Source organism: Streptomyces sp. NPDC014907, assembly GCF_055562975.1.
In genome coordinates this window covers 118,726-137,467 of sequence record NZ_JBVHEG010000010.1, presented here as the reverse complement: position 1 = coordinate 137,467, position 18,742 = coordinate 118,726, and the positions used below count along the sequence as shown (strand labels likewise).

The window sequence follows — 18,742 nt, the reverse complement described above, 5'->3', positions numbered from 1 at the left end:
GAGGAGAACCGAGATGCTGGACATCGCCGAAGAGCTGCACCGGTGGGTCGGGCAGGGGCGCGACGTCGCCGTCGCCACCGTGGTGGCGGTCGGCGGCAGCGCCCCCCGGCAGCCGGGCGCCGCCCTCGCCGTCGACGGCGGGGGCACGGCGATCGGATCGGTCTCCGGGGGGTGCGTGGAGGGCGCGGTGTACGACCTCTGCGTCCAGGCGCTCGACGACGGCCGGACCGTCGCCGAACGCTTCGGCTACAGCGACGAGGACGCCTTCGCGGTGGGCCTGACCTGCGGCGGGACCATCGACATCCTGGTCTCCCCGCTGCGCGGCGAGGTCCTTCCCGCCGCGCTCGCGGCCGTCACGGCGGGGGAGTCGGCGGCCCTGGCCCGGATCGTCGCCGGCCCGGACGGCCTCCTCGGCCGCGCCCTCCTGGTCCGTCCCGACGGCTCGTACGAGGGGAGCCTCGGCGGCCACCCCGGGCTGGACCGCGCCGCGGCCGGCGAGGCCCGCGCGCTGCTCGACGCGGGCCGGACCGGCACCGTGGAGATCGGCGAGGACGGCAGCCGCTGCGGGCAGCCCCTGACCCTCCTGGTCGAGTCCTCGGTCCCGGCCCCGCGCATGATCGTCTTCGGCGCCATCGACTTCGCGTCCGCGCTCGTACGGGTGGGGAAGTTCCTCGGCTACCGCGTCACCGTCTGCGACGCGCGGCCCGTCTTCGCGACCCGGACCCGCTTCCCCGAGGCCGACGAGATCGTGGTCGAATGGCCCCACCGCTACCTGGAGGCCGCCGCCGCGGCGGACGGGATCGACGGCCGGACCGTCCTGTGCGTGCTCACGCACGACGCCAAGTTCGACGTCCCCCTGCTCGAAGTGGCTCTGCGGCTGCCCGTCGCCTACGTCGGCGCCATGGGCTCCCGCCGCACCCACGAGGACCGCGAGGAGCGGCTGCGCGAGGCCGGCGTCACCGAGGCCGAACTCGCCCGCCTGCGCTCCCCGATCGGCCTGGACCTCGGCGCCCGTACGCCGGAGGAGACCGCCCTGTCGATCGGCGCCGAGATCGTCGCCCACCGCCGGGGCGGCAGCGGAACCCCCCTCGCCGGCGCCCGCACCCCGATCCACCACGACGGGCCCCCGGAACGGGCCGGCCGGCCGGGGGGCGCGGCCGGGGACGCCGCGCCGGGGGGACTCACGCCCGGGGGACTCACGCCCGGGGGGCCCACGACCGGGGGCCGGTGAGCCGGAAGGGGCGGGGGCGGGGCCCCGGACGCCCGCCGGCGGGCCTCACGCCGGTTCGGTCAGGGGGGCCGGTTCGGCCCGGTCCGCCGGGAGGGCGTCCCACGGGGGAGGGGAGGCCTGGTCGGTCCAGGCCGTCAGGCCCTCGCCGTCGACGCAGACGATCCCGCACGTGGCGGCGTACTCGGCGGCCGGCGCGGTGAAGGAGCTGGTGGTCACGACCACCGCCACGTCGGCCCCGTGGACGGTGAAGCAGGTGCCGCCGAACCGCTGGAGGTCCTGGGAACCCACCCGGTTGGTCTCGGCGTAGTGCTTGCACTGGATCACCAGACGGCGGCCGTCCACGGTCGTGGCGATCACGTCGGCGCCCAGGTCGCCCGCCCCGCCCACCACCTCCACGGGGGTGCAGCCGTCCCGGGCGCAGAGCGCGGCCACCGTGTGCTCGAAACCGTCCGCGTCGACCGCCGCGTGATCCAGGGCTCCGGTCCCGACGTCGGGCACCACGGGCACGCCGGGGGCACCGGCCGCACCGGCCGCACCGGGCCCGCCGGGGGCGCCGGGCACGTCGGGGGCGTACGGGTCGAAGGACTCCCCGGCCCCGGCCCGGTGCCGGGCCCGGCGCCCCCGGACGGCCGACGCGCTCCTGCGGACCATCGCGAGACCGACGGCCAGCGCGCCGAGGGCGGCGAGCGCCACCAGGACGGCGGCCGGGACCCCCGAGCCGCGGCTCTCCGCCGACTCGGCCGTCTTGAAGAAGAGGGCCAGACCGCCGACGCATATCCCCGTGAGCCCGATCGCGAGCACCAGATCGCGTCCGACGGCCACGGGGCCGCGCCGGACCGTCACGCTGTTCTTCCCGGTCGCCCTCATCCGGTCCCCTCCCTCGCTCGTGTACGGCTCCACGCGCGCCGCGGCCCCCCACCCGGAAAGGGTGCGGGGTCCGCGGCGGCACCGGTCCTGCGGGTCAGTGCTTGAAGGCGTCCTTCGCCTTCTCCTTGGCCTCCCGGGCGTCGCCCTTCGCCTGCTCGGCGCGGCCCTCGCCGGCCATCCGCTCGTTGCCGAGCGCACGGCCCGTGGTCTCCTTGACCGCGCCCTTGACCTGCTCGCCCTTGGCCTGCATCTTCTCGTTGCCCGACATGGTGGCTCCTCCCGGGGAAACGGTGGATCCGCGTTCCCGCGTTCTCGTGTTTTCCGTTCGTGATGGAAGGCCGCATAACCCCGAACCGGCCTCCGAAACGCGGGAGCGGGTTTCTCCGGCCGTTCCGGCCTCCCCGCGACCGGGTCCGGAGGGAGCGCCGCCGCTCCCGGGCGCCACCGGTGCCGGAACGCCGCGTCCGGCCCGCGACAATGGGCCGTCAGGGGCCGTGCCGCGCACGCGCGGACGCGGCCCGGCCGTGTCGCGGACGAAGGAACGACCATGTGGGAAGAGGGCCGGCGAGTGAGGCTGGCGGTGGACCTCGCGCTGTCCGGAGAGGCCGTCCCGGCCGGTGGGGCCGTACCGGAGGCGGGCGCCTGCTTCCTGGCCCTGGGAGCGGGCGCCGAGGGCACCGTCGAGCGGGTGGACGAGGAGCGGGAGCCGGACCGGGACGTCCGCGAGTACGAACGGCTCACGTCGCTCCTGGACGCCTTCGGCCACCAGATGCCCCCGGGCAGCAGGGGACAGCTCGAAGAGCGGATCGCCTCCCTGGAACCCGCGTGGACCGCGTACCGGCAGCGGGGGCCCCGTGCGCGCCTCCGCGTCCGCTTCGACAACGGGTTCGTCGCGGACGGGGCGTCGGGGGACCTCTTCACGGCCCTCTGATCCCTCCGCCGCCCGGCGCCCCGCGACCGGACCGGGGCGGCGGAGCGCCGCCCCGGTCACGGGGCGGGCGTCAGGCGTGCCGGGCGAAGACCTCGCGGACGTGGGCGAGGTCCGCCTCCCTCTCCTTCTCGTCCTCGTACGGGCCGTCCTCGTCCCGCGCCGCCACGACGGTCTCCGGGGTGAAGTCCCGGCCGAAGCCGTAGACGTCCAGGCAGTAGTCGAAGCCGGACTCGCCGAAGAGGTCCACGTCCTCGCGGCGGCAGTGCTCCGCCAGGCCGTCGGACACGTGCCAGCGCGTGCCGTCGTACCAGAAGACGCCGCCCGCGTAATGGACCGTCCGGCCCGTCGCGGGGTCCGTGAGGTTCAGCGACTCGTAGTTCTCGGGACGGTCGCGGACCAGGGCGACGAGGGACTCGGGGACGCCCTCGTAGAAGGACTCCTGGAGGGCGAAGTCCTCCTCGGCGTACAGGTTCAGCTCCGACTCGTGGTCGAAGGTCAGCAGCAGGACGCGGCCGTCCTCCGCGAAGTACCAGACCGCGGACTGGCCGCCGCCGTCGTTCCAGGCCGGACGGCACGCGCCGGGCACCGTCACCGGTTCGACCCCGGTGAGCTCGTCCACGACGGCCGCGCGGCGCCGCACCTCCGGAAGGGGGGTCGCCACCAGGGCGTCCCACATCGCGTTGTTCATCCCCGCAGGGTATCCACCGCCTGTGACAGGACCGTTGCCCGGCAGCCTGCCGGCCGTCCCCGCACCCGGGCGTACCGCCGCTCCCGCCCGGCCGGCGCGGCGGTCACAGCTCCTTCAGGCAGTCCTCGAACTCGGGAAGCGTCACCAGGCCGTCGCCGTCGACGTCGGCCTTGCGGAACAGGTGCCGCAGGGCCTCGTCGTCGTGGTCCCGCCCCGTCAGCCGCCTCACGGCACGGCCGAACTCGCCCACATCGAGCCGCCAGTCGTCGTCGGTGTCGAACTCCCCGAACACCGCGCGGACTTCCGTCGGCGCGCCCCCGTCGCTCATGCGGTCTCCTCGTCGTCGCTCCGGTCCCGTCGCCGGATGCGGACCGGCTGCCCGTTCCCCGCACGCGCCAAACGGTGCCGCCCGGGAGCGGCACCGTCCGGCGCGCGACGGGGGTCCGCCGCCCCGGCGGCCCTTCCCGGACGGGTCAGACGCCCAGGAGGGTCCTGAGGTGGGCGCAGGCGTCCGCCTCGGCGGGGTGCACGGCGACCGGTTCGTACGCGCCCCGCTCGTACACCCCGGTCTCCCAGCCGCTCCCGTCCGGTGCCCTCCGCAGATAGGCGAAGTCGGTCGGGACGGGGGACGGTTCGTGGACGCCCTCGATCCAGTAGTAACCGGCGGGCACACCGGCCTCGTCGAGCGCCCGCTCCAGCGCGCGGAGGCCGGTCACGCGGGAACACGCGCCAGGTAGCCGTGGTCCAGGAGCCACTTCACGTCGAGGCGCTGCCCCTCGCCCGGGTCCAGGAAGGCCGGGTCCAGTTTGATCTGGCGGCCGCCGCCCGGCTGTTCGAACCAGGGGGCGATGGAGCCCTCCCACGCCACGAACGCCCGCCGCACCTCGTACAGGTGGTAGTCGCAGGGGAAGGCGGCGTCACGGGTGTTGAGGTTCTGCGGGGGCAGCGCCCGCTCGGCGTAGGCGTCGCCGGCGGGGGCGAGGTAGCCCCCGTACTCCGAACCGAAGCGGTCCAGGCGTTCGCCCCGCACCAGGACCTCGGGGGACTTGTCGACCTCGCCGTTGACCTCGCCGAAGCCGTCGTTCGGCGGGTACTTCCAGCTCCCGGTTCCGGCCGGGCCCTCCCAGTACTTCTTGAGGAAGGCGGCGGGGGAGAGCTTCCCGGTCCGGTGGTACCCGTCGAGCAGCGGTCCGACCGGCTTCTGGTTCTTCTTCGGCAGGTACCGGGGTCCGAGGCGGGCGTCGCCCCCGAACTCCCCGGTGCAGGGGGCGTGCGGCGCGGCCCGGTGCTCCCCGGCGGACGCGGCGGGCGCGGCCTGCGCGGCGGGGGCCGCCGTGAGGGCGGCGGTGACGCCCGTGGCGGCCAGGACGGCACGGATTCTGAGGACGGTACGGCTGTGCTCCACGCGGAGGTCTCCTCGGGACGGAACGGCCAGGGGTGCGACACAACGTAGTGGAGCGGGCGCGAGGAGTGACGGAGGGGGCGGGGTGGAAACCGGCCATTCGGACCGGGGTGCGGGTCGTTCGGGCGGGGCGGGGTCCGTCCGGGGCGTTCCGGGGCCGGTGCGGGGGCCTGCGAGGTGTTCCGGGGCCGGTGCGGGGGCTTACGGGGTGGCCGTTTCCGGGTCCCGGGCCCGGCTCAGGTCTTGCGGAGTCCGCTGAGGAGCAGCTCGGCCAGCTGGTCGTACGCCTCGGCGTCGGCCAGGCCGGTCGCGGCGGCGACCTGGCGCCGCTGGATGCGGACCATCACGGAGGAGATGACGTCGGCCGCGAAGGTCACGTGCACCTCGCGGAAGACGCCGGTCCGCACGCCCTCCTCGATGAGCTGCTGGACCCGCCCGGCCGCCGCGCGGGTGTTGCGCTCGTACACCTCGGCCGCCGGTTCGAAGGCCGCCACGTCGTCGAAGAACCGCGGCGAGACCGGCGCCAGCTCGGCCGAGACGGCCCGCAGGTAGGCGGCGAGCCGTTCGGCCGGGCCGGTGGCGGCCGCGAGGACGGCCTCGACGCGGGCCGTGGCACGCCGGAAGAAGTGCACGACCGCCGCGCGGACCAGCTGTTCCTTGCTGCCGGCCAGGCCGTACAGGGTCCGCTTCGAGCAGTGCAGGCGGGCGGCGAGATCGTCGAGCGTCAGCCGGGCGAAGCCCTCGTCGACGAGGAGGGCGACCAGCTCCTCGAAGAGGGCGGAGCGGCGTGCCGCTCCGCGGCCCGTCAGGTGCGGGGTGTCGGCGGCGGAGGTCTCGATCACCCCGCCAGTATTCCAGGCCGCCGTTCCGGGGGGTTGCGGCGGCTCCCGGCTGCGCTACTCTCAGCGGTACTGCAGTACCTCTGCCAGTACCACTTTGCGCGCCGCTGGAGTCGCCATGGATGTCGACCGCCTGCTTCCCACCCCCGAAGCCGCGGACCTCATCGCCCTCACCCGGGAGATCGCCGACAAGGAACTCGCTCCCCGGGTGGACGAGCACGAGGCTGCCGAGACCTATCCCGAAGGGCTCTTCGCGAAGCTCGGGGAGGCGGGGCTCCTGGGCCTCGCGTACCCCGAGGAGTACGGCGGCGGGGGCCAGCCCTACGAGGTCTACCTCCAGGTCCTGGAAGAGCTGGCGGCGCGCTGGGCGGCCGTGGCCGTCGCCACCAGCGTCCACACGCTGGCCTGCCACCCCCTCCACGCCTTCGGCACCCCGGAGCAGAAGGAACGCTGGCTGCCCGCGATGCTGGAGGGCCGGACCATCGGCGGCTACAGCCTCTCCGAGCCGCAGGCCGGCTCCGACGCCGCCGCCCTCACCTGCAAGGCGGAGCGGCAGGACGACGGCAGCGGATACCGCGTCACCGGCACCAAGGCCTGGATCACCCACGGCGGCCGGGCCGGCTTCTACACCCTCTTCGCCCGTACGGCCCCCGGCAACCGCGGCGTCTCCTGCTTCCTCGCCCCCGGCACCGCGGAAGGCCTCAGCTTCGGGGCGCCCGAGCGCAAGATGGGCCTCCAGGCCGTCCCCACCACCGCCGCCTACTGGGACGGCGCCCTCATCGAGGAGGACCGCCTCGTCGGCGAGGAGGGGCAGGGCCTCCAGATCGCCTTCAGCGCCCTCGACAACGGCCGCCTCGGCATCGCCGCCTGCGCCACGGGCCTCGCCCAGGCGGCCCTCGCCGCCGCCGTCGCCCACGCCAACGAGCGGACCACCTTCGGCCGCCGGATCATCGACCACCAGGGCCTCGGCTTCCTCCTCGCCGACATGGCCGCCGCCGTCGACGCGGCCCGCGCCACCTACCTGGACGCGGCGCGCCGCCGCGACCTCGGCCGCCCCTTCAGCCGCCAGGCCAGCGCGGCCAAGCTCATCGCCACCGACACGGCCATGAAGGTCACCACGGACGCGGTCCAGGTCCTCGGCGGTTACGGCTACACCCGCGACTTCCCGGTGGAGCGCTACATGCGCGAGGCGAAGATCATGCAGATCTTCGAGGGGACCAACCAGATCCAGCGGCTCGTGATCAGCCGGGGGCTGGTGCGGGCGGAGAAGTAGCGGGCCGACGGGGTCCCGGTGGGGCCTTCCCGGCCCCGGGGACCGGCGTCACGCCCGGCGGGCGGGGCGGCGCACCGCAGAGGACCCGGGCCCTGAAGCGCGTCCGCGTTCCCCGCCCGCACGGGGGCGGACGCGCACCCGGCCGACCCGCCCCGGCGGCGAGGCACACGGCTCGCGCCGTGACCGCCGCCGTCCGCGACGACGGCGGATCGAGCACACCCCCGGGACACGGGCGCGTCGGGGCCGTTCGGGAGACGGCCCACCAGATCCGCCGGAAGGGCCCCGGGGCCCTCCACCAGGGGAGGGCCCGTCGGCGCGGGCCCGGTCCACGCGGGATCAGTCCACGCGGGCCCGGTCCATGCGGTCTCAGTCCGCGTGGGCTCGGTCTGTGCCGGTCAGGGTGGCGTAGACGACCGTGTTGGCCCGGTAGCCGGTGTCGCCGGACCAGTCGCCGCCGCAGGTGATCAGCCGCAGTTCCGGGCCGCCGGAGCCGCCGTAGACCCTGTCGTCGGGGAAGCGGTCCTTGGCGTGCTCCTCCACCGCGTCGACGGTGAAGAGGGCCGTGGTGCCGTCCGCGCGTTCGACGGCGATTCCGGCGCCCCGCGTCAGGGTCCCGAGCCGGTGGAAGACGGCGGGGCCGGCCGGGGTGTCCAGGTGGCCCGTCAGGACGGCCGTTCCCGCCGATCCGGGCGGGGTTCCCCGGGCGTACCAGCCGGCGAGGTCCGGGAGGTTCGGCGGGGGCGGCTCCAGCCTTCCCTCCCCGTCCAGTTCGAGGCGCATCAGCCGGGCGTCGACCCCGATGAGCGGGATGCGGACCCGTACCGGGTCCGACGCGGGAAGCGGCTCGGCCGTGGAACCGGAGCGGCCCGGGACGCCCGCCCCGGCGGCCCGCGCCTCCCGCGGCGGGACCTGCGCGACGGGCGGCGGGGCGTCATGGCCCGCCGGCGTGTCGACGAGCAGCAGCACCCCGGCGAGCGCGGCCCAGACCGGCAGCGGGACGTACCGCGGGCGCGGGCCGCCGGTCCGCGTCAGGCCCGGTTCCCCGCGCCCGCGCCCGTGGCGCGCCGGCGCAGCCCGAACGCTCCGGCCGCGACGGCCGCGCCCACCAGGAGCCAGCCGGCACCGGACTCGCTCTCCTTGCCCGCGGTCCCGCCGAACCCGGCGTCGACGGCGCCCTTCGGACGGCCGGAGATCCGGTACGTGGCGGTCATCTTCTTCCGGGGCGGGCACTTGAGCGTCACGGTGTCCGTACCGGAGGAGACGTCCTTCGGCAGCCGGAACTCACCCGTCAGGACGCCCTTCCGGTCGCCCGGGAGCAGGTGGAACGCGCCGCCCGCCACGGACTCGCCCTTGCCGTAGGTCTCCTTGCCGCAGGCCGTCGTGCTGACGGTGACGGTACTGCCGGGGGAGGCCGTCCCCGGAGCGACGCGGACGTCCTCCGACGCGGTGGCCCCACCCCCGGTGGCCACGGCGGTGGAGGCGGGCAGGACCAGGGCGCCGGCGATCAGGACGGCCGTGGCACCGGTACGGGCGAGACGCATGGTTTTCTCCTCGGACGGAGCGATTCCCGCCCGGTTCGTCCGCGCGGCTCCTGTGCTGGGCTCCGAGCACGAGGGAAAGGCCCGCCGTTGATCACCGCAACACGAGCGGCGCCGGGAGGTGTCGCCCGGTCGGCCGCCCGTCCGCCGTCCGTGCCGTCGTCGCCGCAGGTCACGGCGGTGGAACCGCCGTACCGGAAGCGTCCGTGTCCGGGGGATGAACGGGTGAGGGCCCGACCGGCCCCGGTCCGCCGGACGGGCCCCGGGCCGGGCGCGGGGTCACCTCTGGGGCGGGCCGATGACGCGCCGGCCGATCCGCTCCGCCAGCCAGGAGGCTTGCCGTTCCCCGGACCCGCCGCGGTCCCCGCGCCGCACGTGGACGAGCACCGTGTGGTCGTCGGAGCGCCGGTCGAGGTCCTGGTCCCGGCAGTTGAACAGCAGAGAGACCCGGGCGTTGTCGGCTTCGCCGCGGATGCCGCGGTCCGGTACGCCGGGCCAGATCAGGTTGGACCACCAGATCTCGCCGGCGTTCGGGCCCACCAGGGCGGTGAACTCCTCCTCGACGCTGCCCACGGGCCGGTATTCCATCGACGCCCGGAGCGGCAGGTGCGAGGAGAGGAAGTCCGGGTCCGTGGAAAGCCCGGACGCGTGGACTCCGCCGTACAGACCCGTCGGGTCGGAAGGGTCGCGCGCCCAGCCCTCGACGTCCTCCTTCCGGAACCAGGCGTCCGGCAGCGCCTCGCGCATCCGCGTCACCTCCGGGACGGTGCGCAGCTCGACGTCCACGGACACCTCCGCGTACCGCAGGTCGCCCACCGCCACGAGCCGGCGCGCCACGCGCAGCGCCAGTACCGGGTCGGTGGTGCGGAAGACCGGGTACGCGAGGGGGCTGGACACGTGAGCACCTTGCCACAGCCGGCGGTGGGCGAAGATCCATTTCCCGCGGGGCCCCACACGATCGTTTCCGCCGAACCGTCCCGACGCCCGGTCCTCCCCTCCCGTACCGCGGTGGGCCCGGCCGCGCGGCGGGGAGGGAGCGGTGCCCGGCGGCCCGTTGCGGGACGGGCCGCCGGCCGGGGAGCCGGTCGTCCGGCGTCGTCCGGGCGCGTCTCAGCGGAAGTGGGCGGCCAGTTCGATGCGGGAGCGCACCCCGAGCCGGGCGAAGACGTTCCGGAGGTGGTACTCGACGGTGCGGACGCTGACCATGAGCACCTCGGCGATCTCCTGGTTGGTCGCGCCCCGGGCCACCAGTTCGCAGATCCGCGTCTGCTGCGGCGTCAGGTCGGCGCCCGCTCCGGGCCCGCCGCCGTCCGCGCGGGCCGGGGCCGGCGTGCGGGCCCCGGTGGCGCGGAGTTCCGCGGTGGCCCGCCGCGCCCAGGAGGCCGCACCGAACTGCTGGAAGATCTCCAGCGCCTCCCGCAGCAGCTCGCGTGCCGGACGGGGCTTGCGGGCGCGCCTCAGCCGATGGGCGTGGAACAGTTCCGTCTTGGCCAGCTCCAGGGCGGCCCCGTCACGGTGGTGGAGCCGCGCCGCCTGCCGGAACTGCTCGTCGGCCGCCGCGTCGTCACGCGCCAGCAGTCCGTGGCAGCGGTGCGCCAGGGCGAGCCGGGCGGCGCTCGTCCCGCTGGCCGCCCAGGCGTGGTAGGAACGCAGCGCCCCGGCCGCCTTGGCGTCCCGGCCGCACCGCACCGCGGCCTCCACGAAATGCGGTGTGGCGAGCTGCCGGATGAGCAGGTTGGTCTGGTTGCCCGCGGCGGCGCGGGCCATGCCGGCCAGCTGGGTCAGCGCGTCGGCGGGCCGGTCGTCCGCGAGATCGGCGCACGCGGACGCCCAGCGGCCGAACGCGGCCGGCCGGCCCAGCCCCCGCGCGGACACCTGCCGCGTGATGGACCGCAGCCTGACCGCCGTACCGTCACCGTCGCCCCGCAGCGCCGACACCAGCGCGAGCACCGCCAGGTGATCCACGGCGAGGTTGCGCTGCCCCGTCCGGCGGGCCAGCCGCAGCCCGTCCAGGGCGGTCTCCTCGGCCGCCGCGCACCGGTCGGTCAGCAGGGCGGCGAGGGCCTGGTACACGAGGGCGGCGGGCACCAGGGAGAGCGCGCCCTCGCGGCGGGCGAGGTCCGCCGCGGCGGCGGCGAAGGCGTGGGCGCGGGCGGCGTCGCCCAGGGTGTAGGCGGCCTGCCCGGCCCACAGCGCGCAGTACGGGTCCGGGATCGTCTCCGCCAGCCGCATCACCCGCCGCAGCGCCGGGACCGACTCCCGGTGCCGACCTTCGAGGGTCGCCGTCGTCCCGGCGAAATGGTCCAGGACCAGACGCGTGACGGGCGCGTCGCCGTCGTGCCGCAGGAGCGTCACCCGCCGCGCCAGCGTGAAGTACCCGGCGAAGTCGCCCGCGAGGCAGGCCGCCTCACCGGCCAGCATCAGCGCGCGCGCCGCCGGCTCCCGGCGCTCCGCCAGGAGCAGGTCGGCCGCCGCGGTCAGCTCCCGGCACGCCTCGGCGGGCGCGCCGTCGCGCAGCAGGCGTTCGCCCTCGACCAGGCTCCGCAGCGCGTGGACCCCCTCGGGCACGCCGTGCGGCGGCACCCGGCGCAGCAGGTTCCGGGTGCGGGCGGGTTCGCCGGCCAGGAAGGCGTGCCGGGCCGCCAGCGTCAGCCACCGTTCCCGCACCTCCGGCCGCGGCGCGAAGTCGGCCGCGTCCTCCAGCACCTCCCCGGCCGTCCCGTGCCCGGCCTCCCCGACCGCCCGCTCCAGCCCCTCCGCGTCCTGCTCGGCGGTACCGGTGCCGCAGGCCAGCCGGTGCAGCGCGCGGCGCGGCCGGGACCTGTCGGGATCGAGGCACCCGGCCAGGAGCCGGTGCGCGGCGTCCTGTTCGGCCAGCGGGATCTCCGCGCGCAGCACCTGGCGCAGCAGCCGGCCCGGTACGGCCGCCGTGCCGTCGTCCCGCGTCACGATCAGCTCGCGGGCCCCGGCCGCGTCGATCGCGTCCGGGCCGAACCCCGCCCGGCGGACGGCCGCGCGCAGCACGTCCGGGCCGAGCGGGCCGCCGACGACGACGGCGGCGACCACCGCGCGGGCCCCGTCGGGCAGTTGGCGGAAGCGGAGGCCGTGGCCGGCCCGCCACCGGCTGTCCGCCGGCAGACGGAGGGGGCCGCGGCGGCCGTCGGCGTGGGCGACGGCCGCCAGCTCGGTCAGCGCCAGCGGATTGCCGGCCGCGAGGCCGAGCACCTCGGCCTCGGCCGCCGGGCACAGGCCCGCCGTCCGGCCCGGGGGCGCCGCGTCCGCCAGCAGCCGGCGGGCCGCCGTCCCGTCCACCGGGGGCAGCCGCAGCGTGTCGATCCCGTCCAGGTCCGCGAGGGCCGGATGCCCGGCGACCGCGGTGAGCAGCAGGGCGGCCCGCAAGGCCCCCGCGCGGCGTGCCAGCAGTCCCAGCACCCGCAGGGAGACGTGGTCCAGCAGGTGCGCGTCGTCCACGCACAGCACCAGCGGCCGCCCGGCGGAGGCGGCCGCCGTCGCCCGGCGCAGCGCCGAGGCCACCGCGAGCACCTCCTCCGGCGCGCACCGGCCCGCCAGGACCCCGGCCAGGACCTCCGCGTCGCTCCCGGACGGCGCCGGCGGACCCTCGTCCAGCCGCAGCAGCAGACGCTGGCACCACGCCCACGGCACCGCGGTCTCCGACGCGACGCCCCCGACGTGGCGCACGGCGCATCCGGCCGCCGAACGCGCGGCGTCGGCCAGGAGCGCCGAGCGCCCGGCGCCGGGCGCGCCCGTCACCAGGACGGCGGCGCCCCGCCCGGCGCGCGCCCCCGCGATCGCGTCGCGCAGTGCCCGTTGCTCCCCGGCGCGCCCGTGGAGGCGGACGGACGCGTTCCTGTCGCTGTCCATGACGGCAGTGTGAGGTGGCGCCCGCCGAAACGGAAGGGAACGGCAGGGAGTCGGCGGGGGCCCGCCGCACCTCCCGGTCCCGGGGCGTGCCGTCGCCGCGCCCGGCGGAAGACTGGTGGTTCCACCGGTCCGCGGCGCACCGGGCCCCCGCACACTCCTTCCGACCGTCCCCTCGTCCGGGGACAACGAGAAGGGAGTCACCCGTGCGACGCCTCCGTACGATCCTGCTCGCCACGCTCTCGGCCGTGGCACTCGCCGTGTTCGGGATGGCCGCCCCCGCCGGCGCGGCGACCAGCGGCCGCACCCCCGTGGTCTTCGTCCACGGATTCAGCGGCAACGCCGGCAACTGGGACACCGCGCGGGCCGTGTTCAAGGCCGAGGGCTACTCCGACGGCGACCTGTTCGCCTATCAGTACAACTGGACGCAGTCCAACGCGACCAGCGCGGCCGGCCTGTCCGCGTACGTGGGGCAGGTCCTCGCCGCCACCGGCGCGCAGCGGGTCGACATCGTCAACCACTCCATGGGAGGCCTGGTCAGCAACTGGTACGTGAAGAAGCTCGGCGGCCAGCCCCGCGTCCGCCACCTCGTCTCCCTCGCGGGCGCCAACCACGGCACCACCGCGGCCGGCGCCTGTCTGGTGAACCTGTCCTGCGTGGAGATGTACCCCGGCTCCGCCTTCCTGGCCACGCTCAACCAGGGCGACGAGACCCCGGGGGACACCAAGTACGCCACCTGGTACTCGCCCTGCGACGGCGTCATCCTTCCCTACACCAGCACCCCGCTCGCCGGCGCCGTCAACAACCGGCTCCTCTGCCAGACCCACCTCGGCTTCCTGGCCGACGTGTCGACCTTCCGGGCCGTCAAGCACTTCCTCGACAGCTGAGCCGCCCGCCCCGGCTCCCGGAGCGGTGACCGGGCGGCCGGACGCGTCGCCCGCCACCGGTGACCGGGCGACGCACGGCCGGGGGGTCGTCCCGAAAGGGCCGCCCCCCGGCCCGTCGGCGTTCCGTTCCCCGTTCCCCCGGTGGCCCGGCAGCTCGGCGGCGCGCGGGTTCCGGGGCGGGACAGGGCGGTCCGGGGGAGGGCCGTTCCTCTCCTTCAGCGGGATTTCATCCGCCCCGCAGCGGCCCGGGGCAGAGTGGGTGACGCCGTGCCGGCGCCGCGGGGAGATCCGCGGGAGCACGACCCGCTCCGAGAGGAACCACCCGTGAAGATCCGACCGAAGTACGCCGCCCCGCTCGTCCTTTCCGCCCTCCTCCTCACCGCCTGCTCCTCCGGGCAGGAACTTTCCTACGGCGGGAAGGCCACCGGCGAGAATCTCGAAGTGACCGTCCTGAAGGTGGAGCAGGGCGACGCCGACGACCTGTCGGTGCTGCGGGACCCCGGGAAGTACGCCGGCCGGACGCCGTACTACGTCCACTACCGCGTCACCAAGACCGCGGACGGGGCCGCCGAGTGGCCCGACCTCGACGTCAGGAGCGACAAGCGGCGGCTCACGGCCCTGAGCATCCGGCCCGGCTTCCCCACCCCGACCGTCGGCGCGGACGGCAAGGTCACCATGAGGGTGGCACCGGAGTTCGAGCCGTGCGGCGCCGGCGACACGGACACGAAGGACTTCGGCGGCGCCCCGAAGGGCAAGACCTACACGTCGTGCACCGTCTACCTCACCGACGAGGACGGAAAGGGCCCGACCCACGTCGAGTGGGTGCCCGCCTCCCGCAAGGGCGACCCGATCGCCGTCTGGAAGTGACGCCCCCGGCCCCCGCTCCGTCCCGCCTCAGGAGACCGACCGGCCGAAGAACTCCAGCTCCGCGACGGCCACCTGCTTGCGGGGGTCCGCCCGCCAGGCGGTGCGCAGGACCAGCCGGACCGAGAGGGCGTCGCGGACGCGGAGGTCGACGCGCTGGGTCCCGCCGTCGTTGACGAGGCGCTGGAAGACGTGGACCTCGCCCGACGCGTCCTTGACCACGAGCTCGAAGGTGCGCGGGGTCGCCTGGCCGTCCGCCTGCGTGGTGTTCTTCGAACTGCCCGGGGTGATCAGCAGGTTCAGCAGGTCGGTCGGTTCCGCGAAAGCCGCCTCCAGGTACTGGCCCGCCGAGTCGCCCGCGTACCCCGTCCCCCACCAGGTGTTGGAGTAGCCGTCGCCCGCCAGCTTCGGGTCCTGGCCGGGCGCCGAGTGGGAAGCCGTCCAGGAGACGGGGTGGACGGGGACCCGGGTGGCGAAGTGGTCCTGGACCGCGCGGGCGGCCGGCGGGCCGCCGATCACCCCGGCGGTCACCACGGTCGCGATCCCCACGGCGACCAGGGCGCGGACGATCCAGCGGCTCCGGTCGCGGGCGAGGCCGGGGCGCCGGCCCGCGTAGGGGCCCTCGGCCGTGGAGAGCCGCTCGGGGACCATCGGCGTCGCGCAGAAGCGGCAGAAGTGCCGGCCGGGCGTGTTCGTGAGCGAGCAGGCCGGGCACGGGAGGCCGCCCGGGACCGGGGTCGCCGTGTCGGCCGCCCGCACCACCGGGCGCGCAGCCTCCGGGCGCGCCGGGAGCACCGGGGCCGCGACCGCCGGTTCCTGGGGGCGGTGTCCCGGGACCGGGACCAGGAGCGAGCGGGCCACCGTGTCGGAGGGGGACGAGGAGGAGGGCGCGGGAGGCCCGGAGGGGGCGGGTGCCGCCGTGTCCGGGGCCGGCTCCCCCGCGGAGCCCCGCCCGGCCTCCCGTGCCGGGGCCCCCGCCTCCGGGTCCACGACGGGCAGGGAAGCGGTGTCCTCGTCGGGACCGATCGCGGGACCGGACGCAGGATGGGAAGCGGGGGGACGGGAGGCGGACGCCGGGGAGGCCGTCGCCGGGCCGTCCGCGCCGCCCGCCGCCGCGCCGTTCCCCGGGGCCGTCGCCGGGGCGTCCGCCGTGCCCGCCGCCGGGCGGGCGGGTTCCGGTTCCTCGCGGGGCGTCGCCGCCGGGGTGTCCCAGCGCAGGAACGCCCCGCAGCTGTCGCAGAACGACTGGTTCCGCGCGCGCACCGGACTCGCGCAGTCCGGGCAGGGGCGGGACGCGGGCGTGTCACTCATGGGGTCGGGCTCCTTCGGGCGTACGGGAAGTGGTCACCGCGACCGTGAACGGCAGGTGCGCGGGGCGGGCCGCGGCCACGACCGCGCGCAGCCGCTGCGGATCGACGGAGGCCGGGTCGGCGGTCCGCAGGACGACGCGCAGCCCGGCCACGGGCTCTCCGGGGAACGGGCCGAGCGGACGGGCGGACCAGCTCGCCCCGCCGCTCTCGGTGATCTCCGGCGGGACGCCGAAGGCGAGCCGGACCGCCGCCGCGAGCCCCTGGCGGGTGCCGCGCACCCGGTGCAGCGCCACGGCCGAGGCGACCGCGTGCCGCCGCAGCGGAAGCGGCTCGGTGCCCTCCAGCTCCGCGCCGACCCACGTCGCCAGGTAGTCCACGAAGTCGGCGGGGGCGAGCGCGGGCGTGAAGTACGCCTCCAGCGAGTCCAGGACGTTGAACAGCGGGGCGAGGACGACGTCCAGACCGGACACGAACCGCTGCCCGAAGTCGTCCTCCGCGTAGACGGCGGGCAGCACCGCCCCCAGCGGGTGCGGGGTCGCGAGGCCGGGGACCGTACCCCGCGCGGAACCGCTCACCGGGCCCCCCGGGGCGCCGCTCACCGGGCCTCGATCACACGGACGCGGTGGTCGAACGGGAACAGCAGCGCCGACGGCGCCAGCTCGATCCGGTCCGTCGTGTCGCCCCGCCGGCCCGTCAGCGGATCGGCCGGGTGCAGCAGCACCTCGTCCACCAGCTCCACCCCCGGCACCCGCTGGAGCGCCGCGAAGACCTCACCGGCCCGCAGCGGGCGCCCGAACGGCCACCCCTCGCCGTGCGCCCCGCCCGTCAGCGGGTCCAGGTACGCGTACAGCACGTCCAGGGCCCCGGCCCGCACCCGCTCCGCCTCCGCCGCCCGGAAGGCGTGCAGCGTCGCCACCACCGTCACCCCCTGGTAGAACGGCGGACCCACGGCCAGCCGGGTGCCCAGCGGGCGCCGCTCGTCCAGGAACCCGGTCACCCGGGACAGCAGCTCCTCGCCCGGGACGAGCTGCTCGAACCGCAGCCGCCCGCCCCGGTCCGGCACCGCCTGCGGCACCACCAGGACCCGGACCGCGTTGTCGCCCGCCTCGGCCGCGTCCGCCGCCAGGCAGGCGATCCGCGCGGCCTCCGGCGCCGCCCGCCGGGCCAGCTCCTCGTAGTCGCGCGCGGTCACGGCCCGCTCCTGCGCCCGCAGCGTGACGGGCGCGCGGGTCTTGGCCTCCTCGACGGTCTCCCCGTCCACCCCGCCCCGCGCCGCCTCGCGGTTCTCGACCCGCGCGATGTACGGGATGGAGCTGCGCAGCACGCTGATCGTGGACCGGGCCACGTTCCCCGCCCGGCCGCCCCCGGTGCCGTAGCGGACCGCGCGGATCGCCGCCCCCTTCGGCGGGACGGCCCCGAACTGCCGCATCGTCCCGTCCGGCCGGCGCACGCTCGGGCCGAAGGCGATCTCGCCCGTCGTCGCGTCCAGGGTGAAGTGCCGGTCGCCGGGGCGCGAGGACGCGAAGTCGGGGACGGCGGTCCACTCCGTCCAGCCGGACTCCGGGTCCTCCCCGTCCCCGCCGTCCGCGCGCTCCGCGACCTGGAGCAGCAGCGGGGGCCGGTCCACGACCGGGACGCGCGTGAGCCGCACCCGCTGCCCCGGCACCCCCTCCGACTCGCCCAGGAACTCGTCCCGCACCGTCTCGGCGTGCGCCGCGCGGACCGTGCCGCCGATGGTGAACGCCCCCGCCGCCCGCACCGTCGGCGACTCGCTGTACGACGGCAGTCCCTCCGCCGGCTCCACGACCCGGCAGCGCACCCAGCCCGCCTCGTGCCCGCCGAGCCGTGAGAGCGCGTGCCCGGACGGCATGTGGAGCACCACCTCGCCCGGCCGGTTGAGCCCGCCGGTGGTGTCCTCGTCGACCTCGCACGCGGTCCAGCCGTCGGCCGCCGACCACGCCTCCCACACCAGCGGAGGCCTGCGCGGGTCCACGCCGACGCCGTCCACCCGGCTGTCCAGGTCGAGCACGAGCACACAGTCCGGCACGGCCGCCGAGAGCCCCAGGAGCAGCAGGTCGCCGACGCGCGGCAGCGGTGAGAACGCCTGTACGTCCTCGCCGCCCGCCATCGCCTGGAAACGGTCCTCGGGCGCGCCCCCGGCCTCCTGGCGCAGCAGGTGCGTCAGCGAGCAGGGCACCACCGTCAGGTCGTCGGTGGTCGCGAAGACGACCGCCTCCTCCGTCTCCGTACGGCCGGTCGACACCTCCGTGCCGGCGGGCAGCAGCACCGGCTCCGGCTGCGGCGCCGAGAGCCGGAACGTGATGTCGGCGCGGGCGGCGGCCGGCGGGAAGAGCGTCACGCCGAGCAGGTCGAGGAAGGCCAGGTGGTTCTTCTCCGGGACCCGGTTGAGACGGTAGACGAGCTGGTCCGCCATGTGCGCGACGGCCTCGACCAGGGTGACCCCCGGGTCCGAGACGTTGTGGTCGGTCCACTCGGGACACGCCTGCTGGATGTAGCGCTTGGCGTCGTCGACGAACTGCTGGAAGCGCCGGTCGTCGAGATGGGGTGCGGGCAGGGCCATGGCGGCTCTTTCAGTCCTCGGAGGGGATGACGTAGAAGGGGAAGACGAGGTTGCGCGGGTTGTTGGCGCCGCGCACCCGGTAACGGACGTCGATGTACAGGGTGGTCGGCTCCCCGGGGGCGGGGGCGACCGTGACGTCCTCCACCTCGATGCGCGGCTCCCAGCGGTCGAGCGAGGACATCACCGCGTACCGGATGCGCCCCATCGTCGTGTCGTTGACCGGAGCGAACACCAGCTCGTGCACCGCGCAGCCGAATTCGGGGCGCATCGGCCGCTCGCCCGGTGCCGTGGCCAGCACCAGCCGCATCGACTCCTCGATCTCGCGGTCGCGCCGGACCAGCGCGATGGAACCGCTCGGCCCGGTGCGCAGCGGGAAGGCCCAGCCCGCGCCGACGAAGTGCTCACTCAAGGGAAGGTCCTCCTCGGAGGGTCGGGATCGGAAGGGACGGGGG

20 protein-coding genes are annotated in these 18,742 nt (G+C 76.1%); 5 read left to right on the top strand and 15 right to left on the bottom strand.

The features are described from left to right. Window positions 1-13 precede the first annotated feature (13 nt). Window positions 14-1,231, top strand: a complete 1,218-nt coding sequence (locus ACZ3IL_RS23790) for an XdhC family protein (protein WP_467393149.1) — start codon at window positions 14-16, stop codon at window positions 1,229-1,231. Window positions 1,232-1,276: 45 nt separating this feature from the next. On the opposite strand, the gene ACZ3IL_RS23785 is transcribed toward ACZ3IL_RS23790, so the two are convergent. Both ACZ3IL_RS23785 and ACZ3IL_RS23780 read right to left on the bottom strand, forming a co-directional pair. Beyond that, window positions 1,277-2,098 (bottom strand): restriction endonuclease, encoded by an 822-nt coding sequence (locus ACZ3IL_RS23785; RefSeq protein WP_467393147.1) that lies wholly within the window; start codon window positions 2,096-2,098, stop codon window positions 1,277-1,279. 94 nt (window positions 2,099-2,192) lie between these two features. Beyond that, complete coding sequence (locus tag ACZ3IL_RS23780; protein WP_467393145.1) at window positions 2,193-2,366, bottom strand: CsbD family protein; 174 nt, start codon at window positions 2,364-2,366, stop codon at window positions 2,193-2,195. Between the two features lie 279 nt (window positions 2,367-2,645). Here ACZ3IL_RS23780 and ACZ3IL_RS23775 point away from each other — a divergent pair, with 279 nt between their 5' ends. After that, window positions 2,646-3,029 carry a hypothetical protein gene (locus tag ACZ3IL_RS23775; protein ID WP_467393143.1) on the top strand — a complete coding sequence of 128 codons (384 nt, stop codon included), beginning with the start codon at window positions 2,646-2,648 and terminating at the stop codon, window positions 3,027-3,029. A gap of 70 nt (window positions 3,030-3,099) precedes the next feature. On the opposite strand, the gene ACZ3IL_RS23770 is transcribed toward ACZ3IL_RS23775, so the two are convergent. The 5 genes from ACZ3IL_RS23770 to ACZ3IL_RS23750 all read right to left on the bottom strand — a co-directional run bounded on the left by ACZ3IL_RS23770 (window position 3,100) and on the right by ACZ3IL_RS23750 (window position 5,961). After that, on the bottom strand, window positions 3,100-3,717 hold the full coding sequence (locus ACZ3IL_RS23770; RefSeq protein ID WP_467393141.1) for a hypothetical protein: 618 nt from the start codon (window positions 3,715-3,717) through the stop codon (window positions 3,100-3,102). Between the two features lie 103 nt (window positions 3,718-3,820). Beyond that, window positions 3,821-4,045, bottom strand: a complete 225-nt coding sequence (locus tag ACZ3IL_RS23765; protein WP_467393139.1) for an EF-hand domain-containing protein — start codon at window positions 4,043-4,045, stop codon at window positions 3,821-3,823. 145 nt (window positions 4,046-4,190) lie between these two features. Then, window positions 4,191-4,433 (bottom strand): hypothetical protein, encoded by a 243-nt coding sequence (locus ACZ3IL_RS23760; RefSeq protein WP_467393137.1) that lies wholly within the window; start codon window positions 4,431-4,433, stop codon window positions 4,191-4,193. After that, window positions 4,430-5,122 (bottom strand): TNT domain-containing protein, encoded by a 693-nt coding sequence (locus ACZ3IL_RS23755; RefSeq protein ID WP_467393135.1) that lies wholly within the window; start codon window positions 5,120-5,122, stop codon window positions 4,430-4,432. Before ACZ3IL_RS23755 ends, ACZ3IL_RS23760 begins: the two co-directional genes overlap by 4 nt. A gap of 233 nt (window positions 5,123-5,355) precedes the next feature. Then, complete coding sequence (locus ACZ3IL_RS23750) at window positions 5,356-5,961, bottom strand: TetR/AcrR family transcriptional regulator (protein WP_467393133.1); 606 nt, start codon at window positions 5,959-5,961, stop codon at window positions 5,356-5,358. A 115-nt stretch (window positions 5,962-6,076) separates the two neighbouring features. Here ACZ3IL_RS23750 and ACZ3IL_RS23745 point away from each other — a divergent pair, with 115 nt between their 5' ends. Further along, window positions 6,077-7,231, top strand: a complete 1,155-nt coding sequence (locus tag ACZ3IL_RS23745; protein ID WP_467393131.1) for an acyl-CoA dehydrogenase family protein — start codon at window positions 6,077-6,079, stop codon at window positions 7,229-7,231. Window positions 7,232-7,597: 366 nt separating this feature from the next. Here the strand turns inward: ACZ3IL_RS23745 and ACZ3IL_RS23740 are convergent, their stop codons facing one another. The 4 genes from ACZ3IL_RS23740 to ACZ3IL_RS23725 form a co-directional block, all read right to left on the bottom strand. Next, a complete protein-coding gene (locus ACZ3IL_RS23740) occupies window positions 7,598-8,197 on the bottom strand; it encodes a class F sortase (RefSeq protein ID WP_467393129.1) in 600 nt (199 codons plus the stop codon). A 62-nt stretch (window positions 8,198-8,259) separates the two neighbouring features. Beyond that, window positions 8,260-8,772 carry a sortase gene (locus ACZ3IL_RS23735; RefSeq protein WP_467393127.1) on the bottom strand — a complete coding sequence of 171 codons (513 nt, stop codon included), beginning with the start codon at window positions 8,770-8,772 and terminating at the stop codon, window positions 8,260-8,262. Between the two features lie 276 nt (window positions 8,773-9,048). Beyond that, window positions 9,049-9,666, bottom strand: coding sequence for a hypothetical protein (locus tag ACZ3IL_RS23730; RefSeq protein ID WP_467393125.1), 618 nt, complete (start codon window positions 9,664-9,666; stop codon window positions 9,049-9,051). Between the two features lie 213 nt (window positions 9,667-9,879). Further along, on the bottom strand, window positions 9,880-12,651 hold the full coding sequence (locus ACZ3IL_RS23725; RefSeq protein WP_467393123.1) for an AAA family ATPase: 2,772 nt from the start codon (window positions 12,649-12,651) through the stop codon (window positions 9,880-9,882). Between the two features lie 203 nt (window positions 12,652-12,854). Between ACZ3IL_RS23725 and ACZ3IL_RS23720 the strand changes: the two genes are divergently transcribed. Then, on the top strand, window positions 12,855-13,535 hold the full coding sequence (locus tag ACZ3IL_RS23720) for an esterase/lipase family protein (RefSeq protein WP_467393121.1): 681 nt from the start codon (window positions 12,855-12,857) through the stop codon (window positions 13,533-13,535). Between the two features lie 324 nt (window positions 13,536-13,859). After that, window positions 13,860-14,402, top strand: a complete 543-nt coding sequence (locus tag ACZ3IL_RS23715; RefSeq protein ID WP_467393119.1) for a hypothetical protein — start codon at window positions 13,860-13,862, stop codon at window positions 14,400-14,402. Window positions 14,403-14,429: 27 nt separating this feature from the next. Here the strand turns inward: ACZ3IL_RS23715 and ACZ3IL_RS23710 are convergent, their stop codons facing one another. Genes ACZ3IL_RS23710 through ACZ3IL_RS23695 form a run of 4 tightly spaced genes read right to left on the bottom strand, consistent with a single transcriptional unit; the run spans window position 14,430 to window position 18,699 of the window. Further along, complete coding sequence (locus ACZ3IL_RS23710) at window positions 14,430-15,710, bottom strand: NADase-type glycan-binding domain-containing protein (RefSeq protein WP_467393117.1); 1,281 nt, start codon at window positions 15,708-15,710, stop codon at window positions 14,430-14,432. Continuing rightward, window positions 15,703-16,284 (bottom strand): phage tail protein, encoded by a 582-nt coding sequence (locus tag ACZ3IL_RS23705; protein ID WP_467393115.1) that lies wholly within the window; start codon window positions 16,282-16,284, stop codon window positions 15,703-15,705. The genes ACZ3IL_RS23710 and ACZ3IL_RS23705 overlap by 8 nt, the downstream gene beginning before the upstream one ends. A gap of 20 nt (window positions 16,285-16,304) precedes the next feature. Next, on the bottom strand, window positions 16,305-18,290 hold the full coding sequence (locus ACZ3IL_RS23700; RefSeq protein ID WP_467393113.1) for a putative baseplate assembly protein: 1,986 nt from the start codon (window positions 18,288-18,290) through the stop codon (window positions 16,305-16,307). Window positions 18,291-18,300: 10 nt separating this feature from the next. Further along, complete coding sequence (locus ACZ3IL_RS23695; RefSeq protein WP_467393111.1) at window positions 18,301-18,699, bottom strand: GPW/gp25 family protein; 399 nt, start codon at window positions 18,697-18,699, stop codon at window positions 18,301-18,303. Window positions 18,700-18,742: the final 43 nt, after the last annotated feature.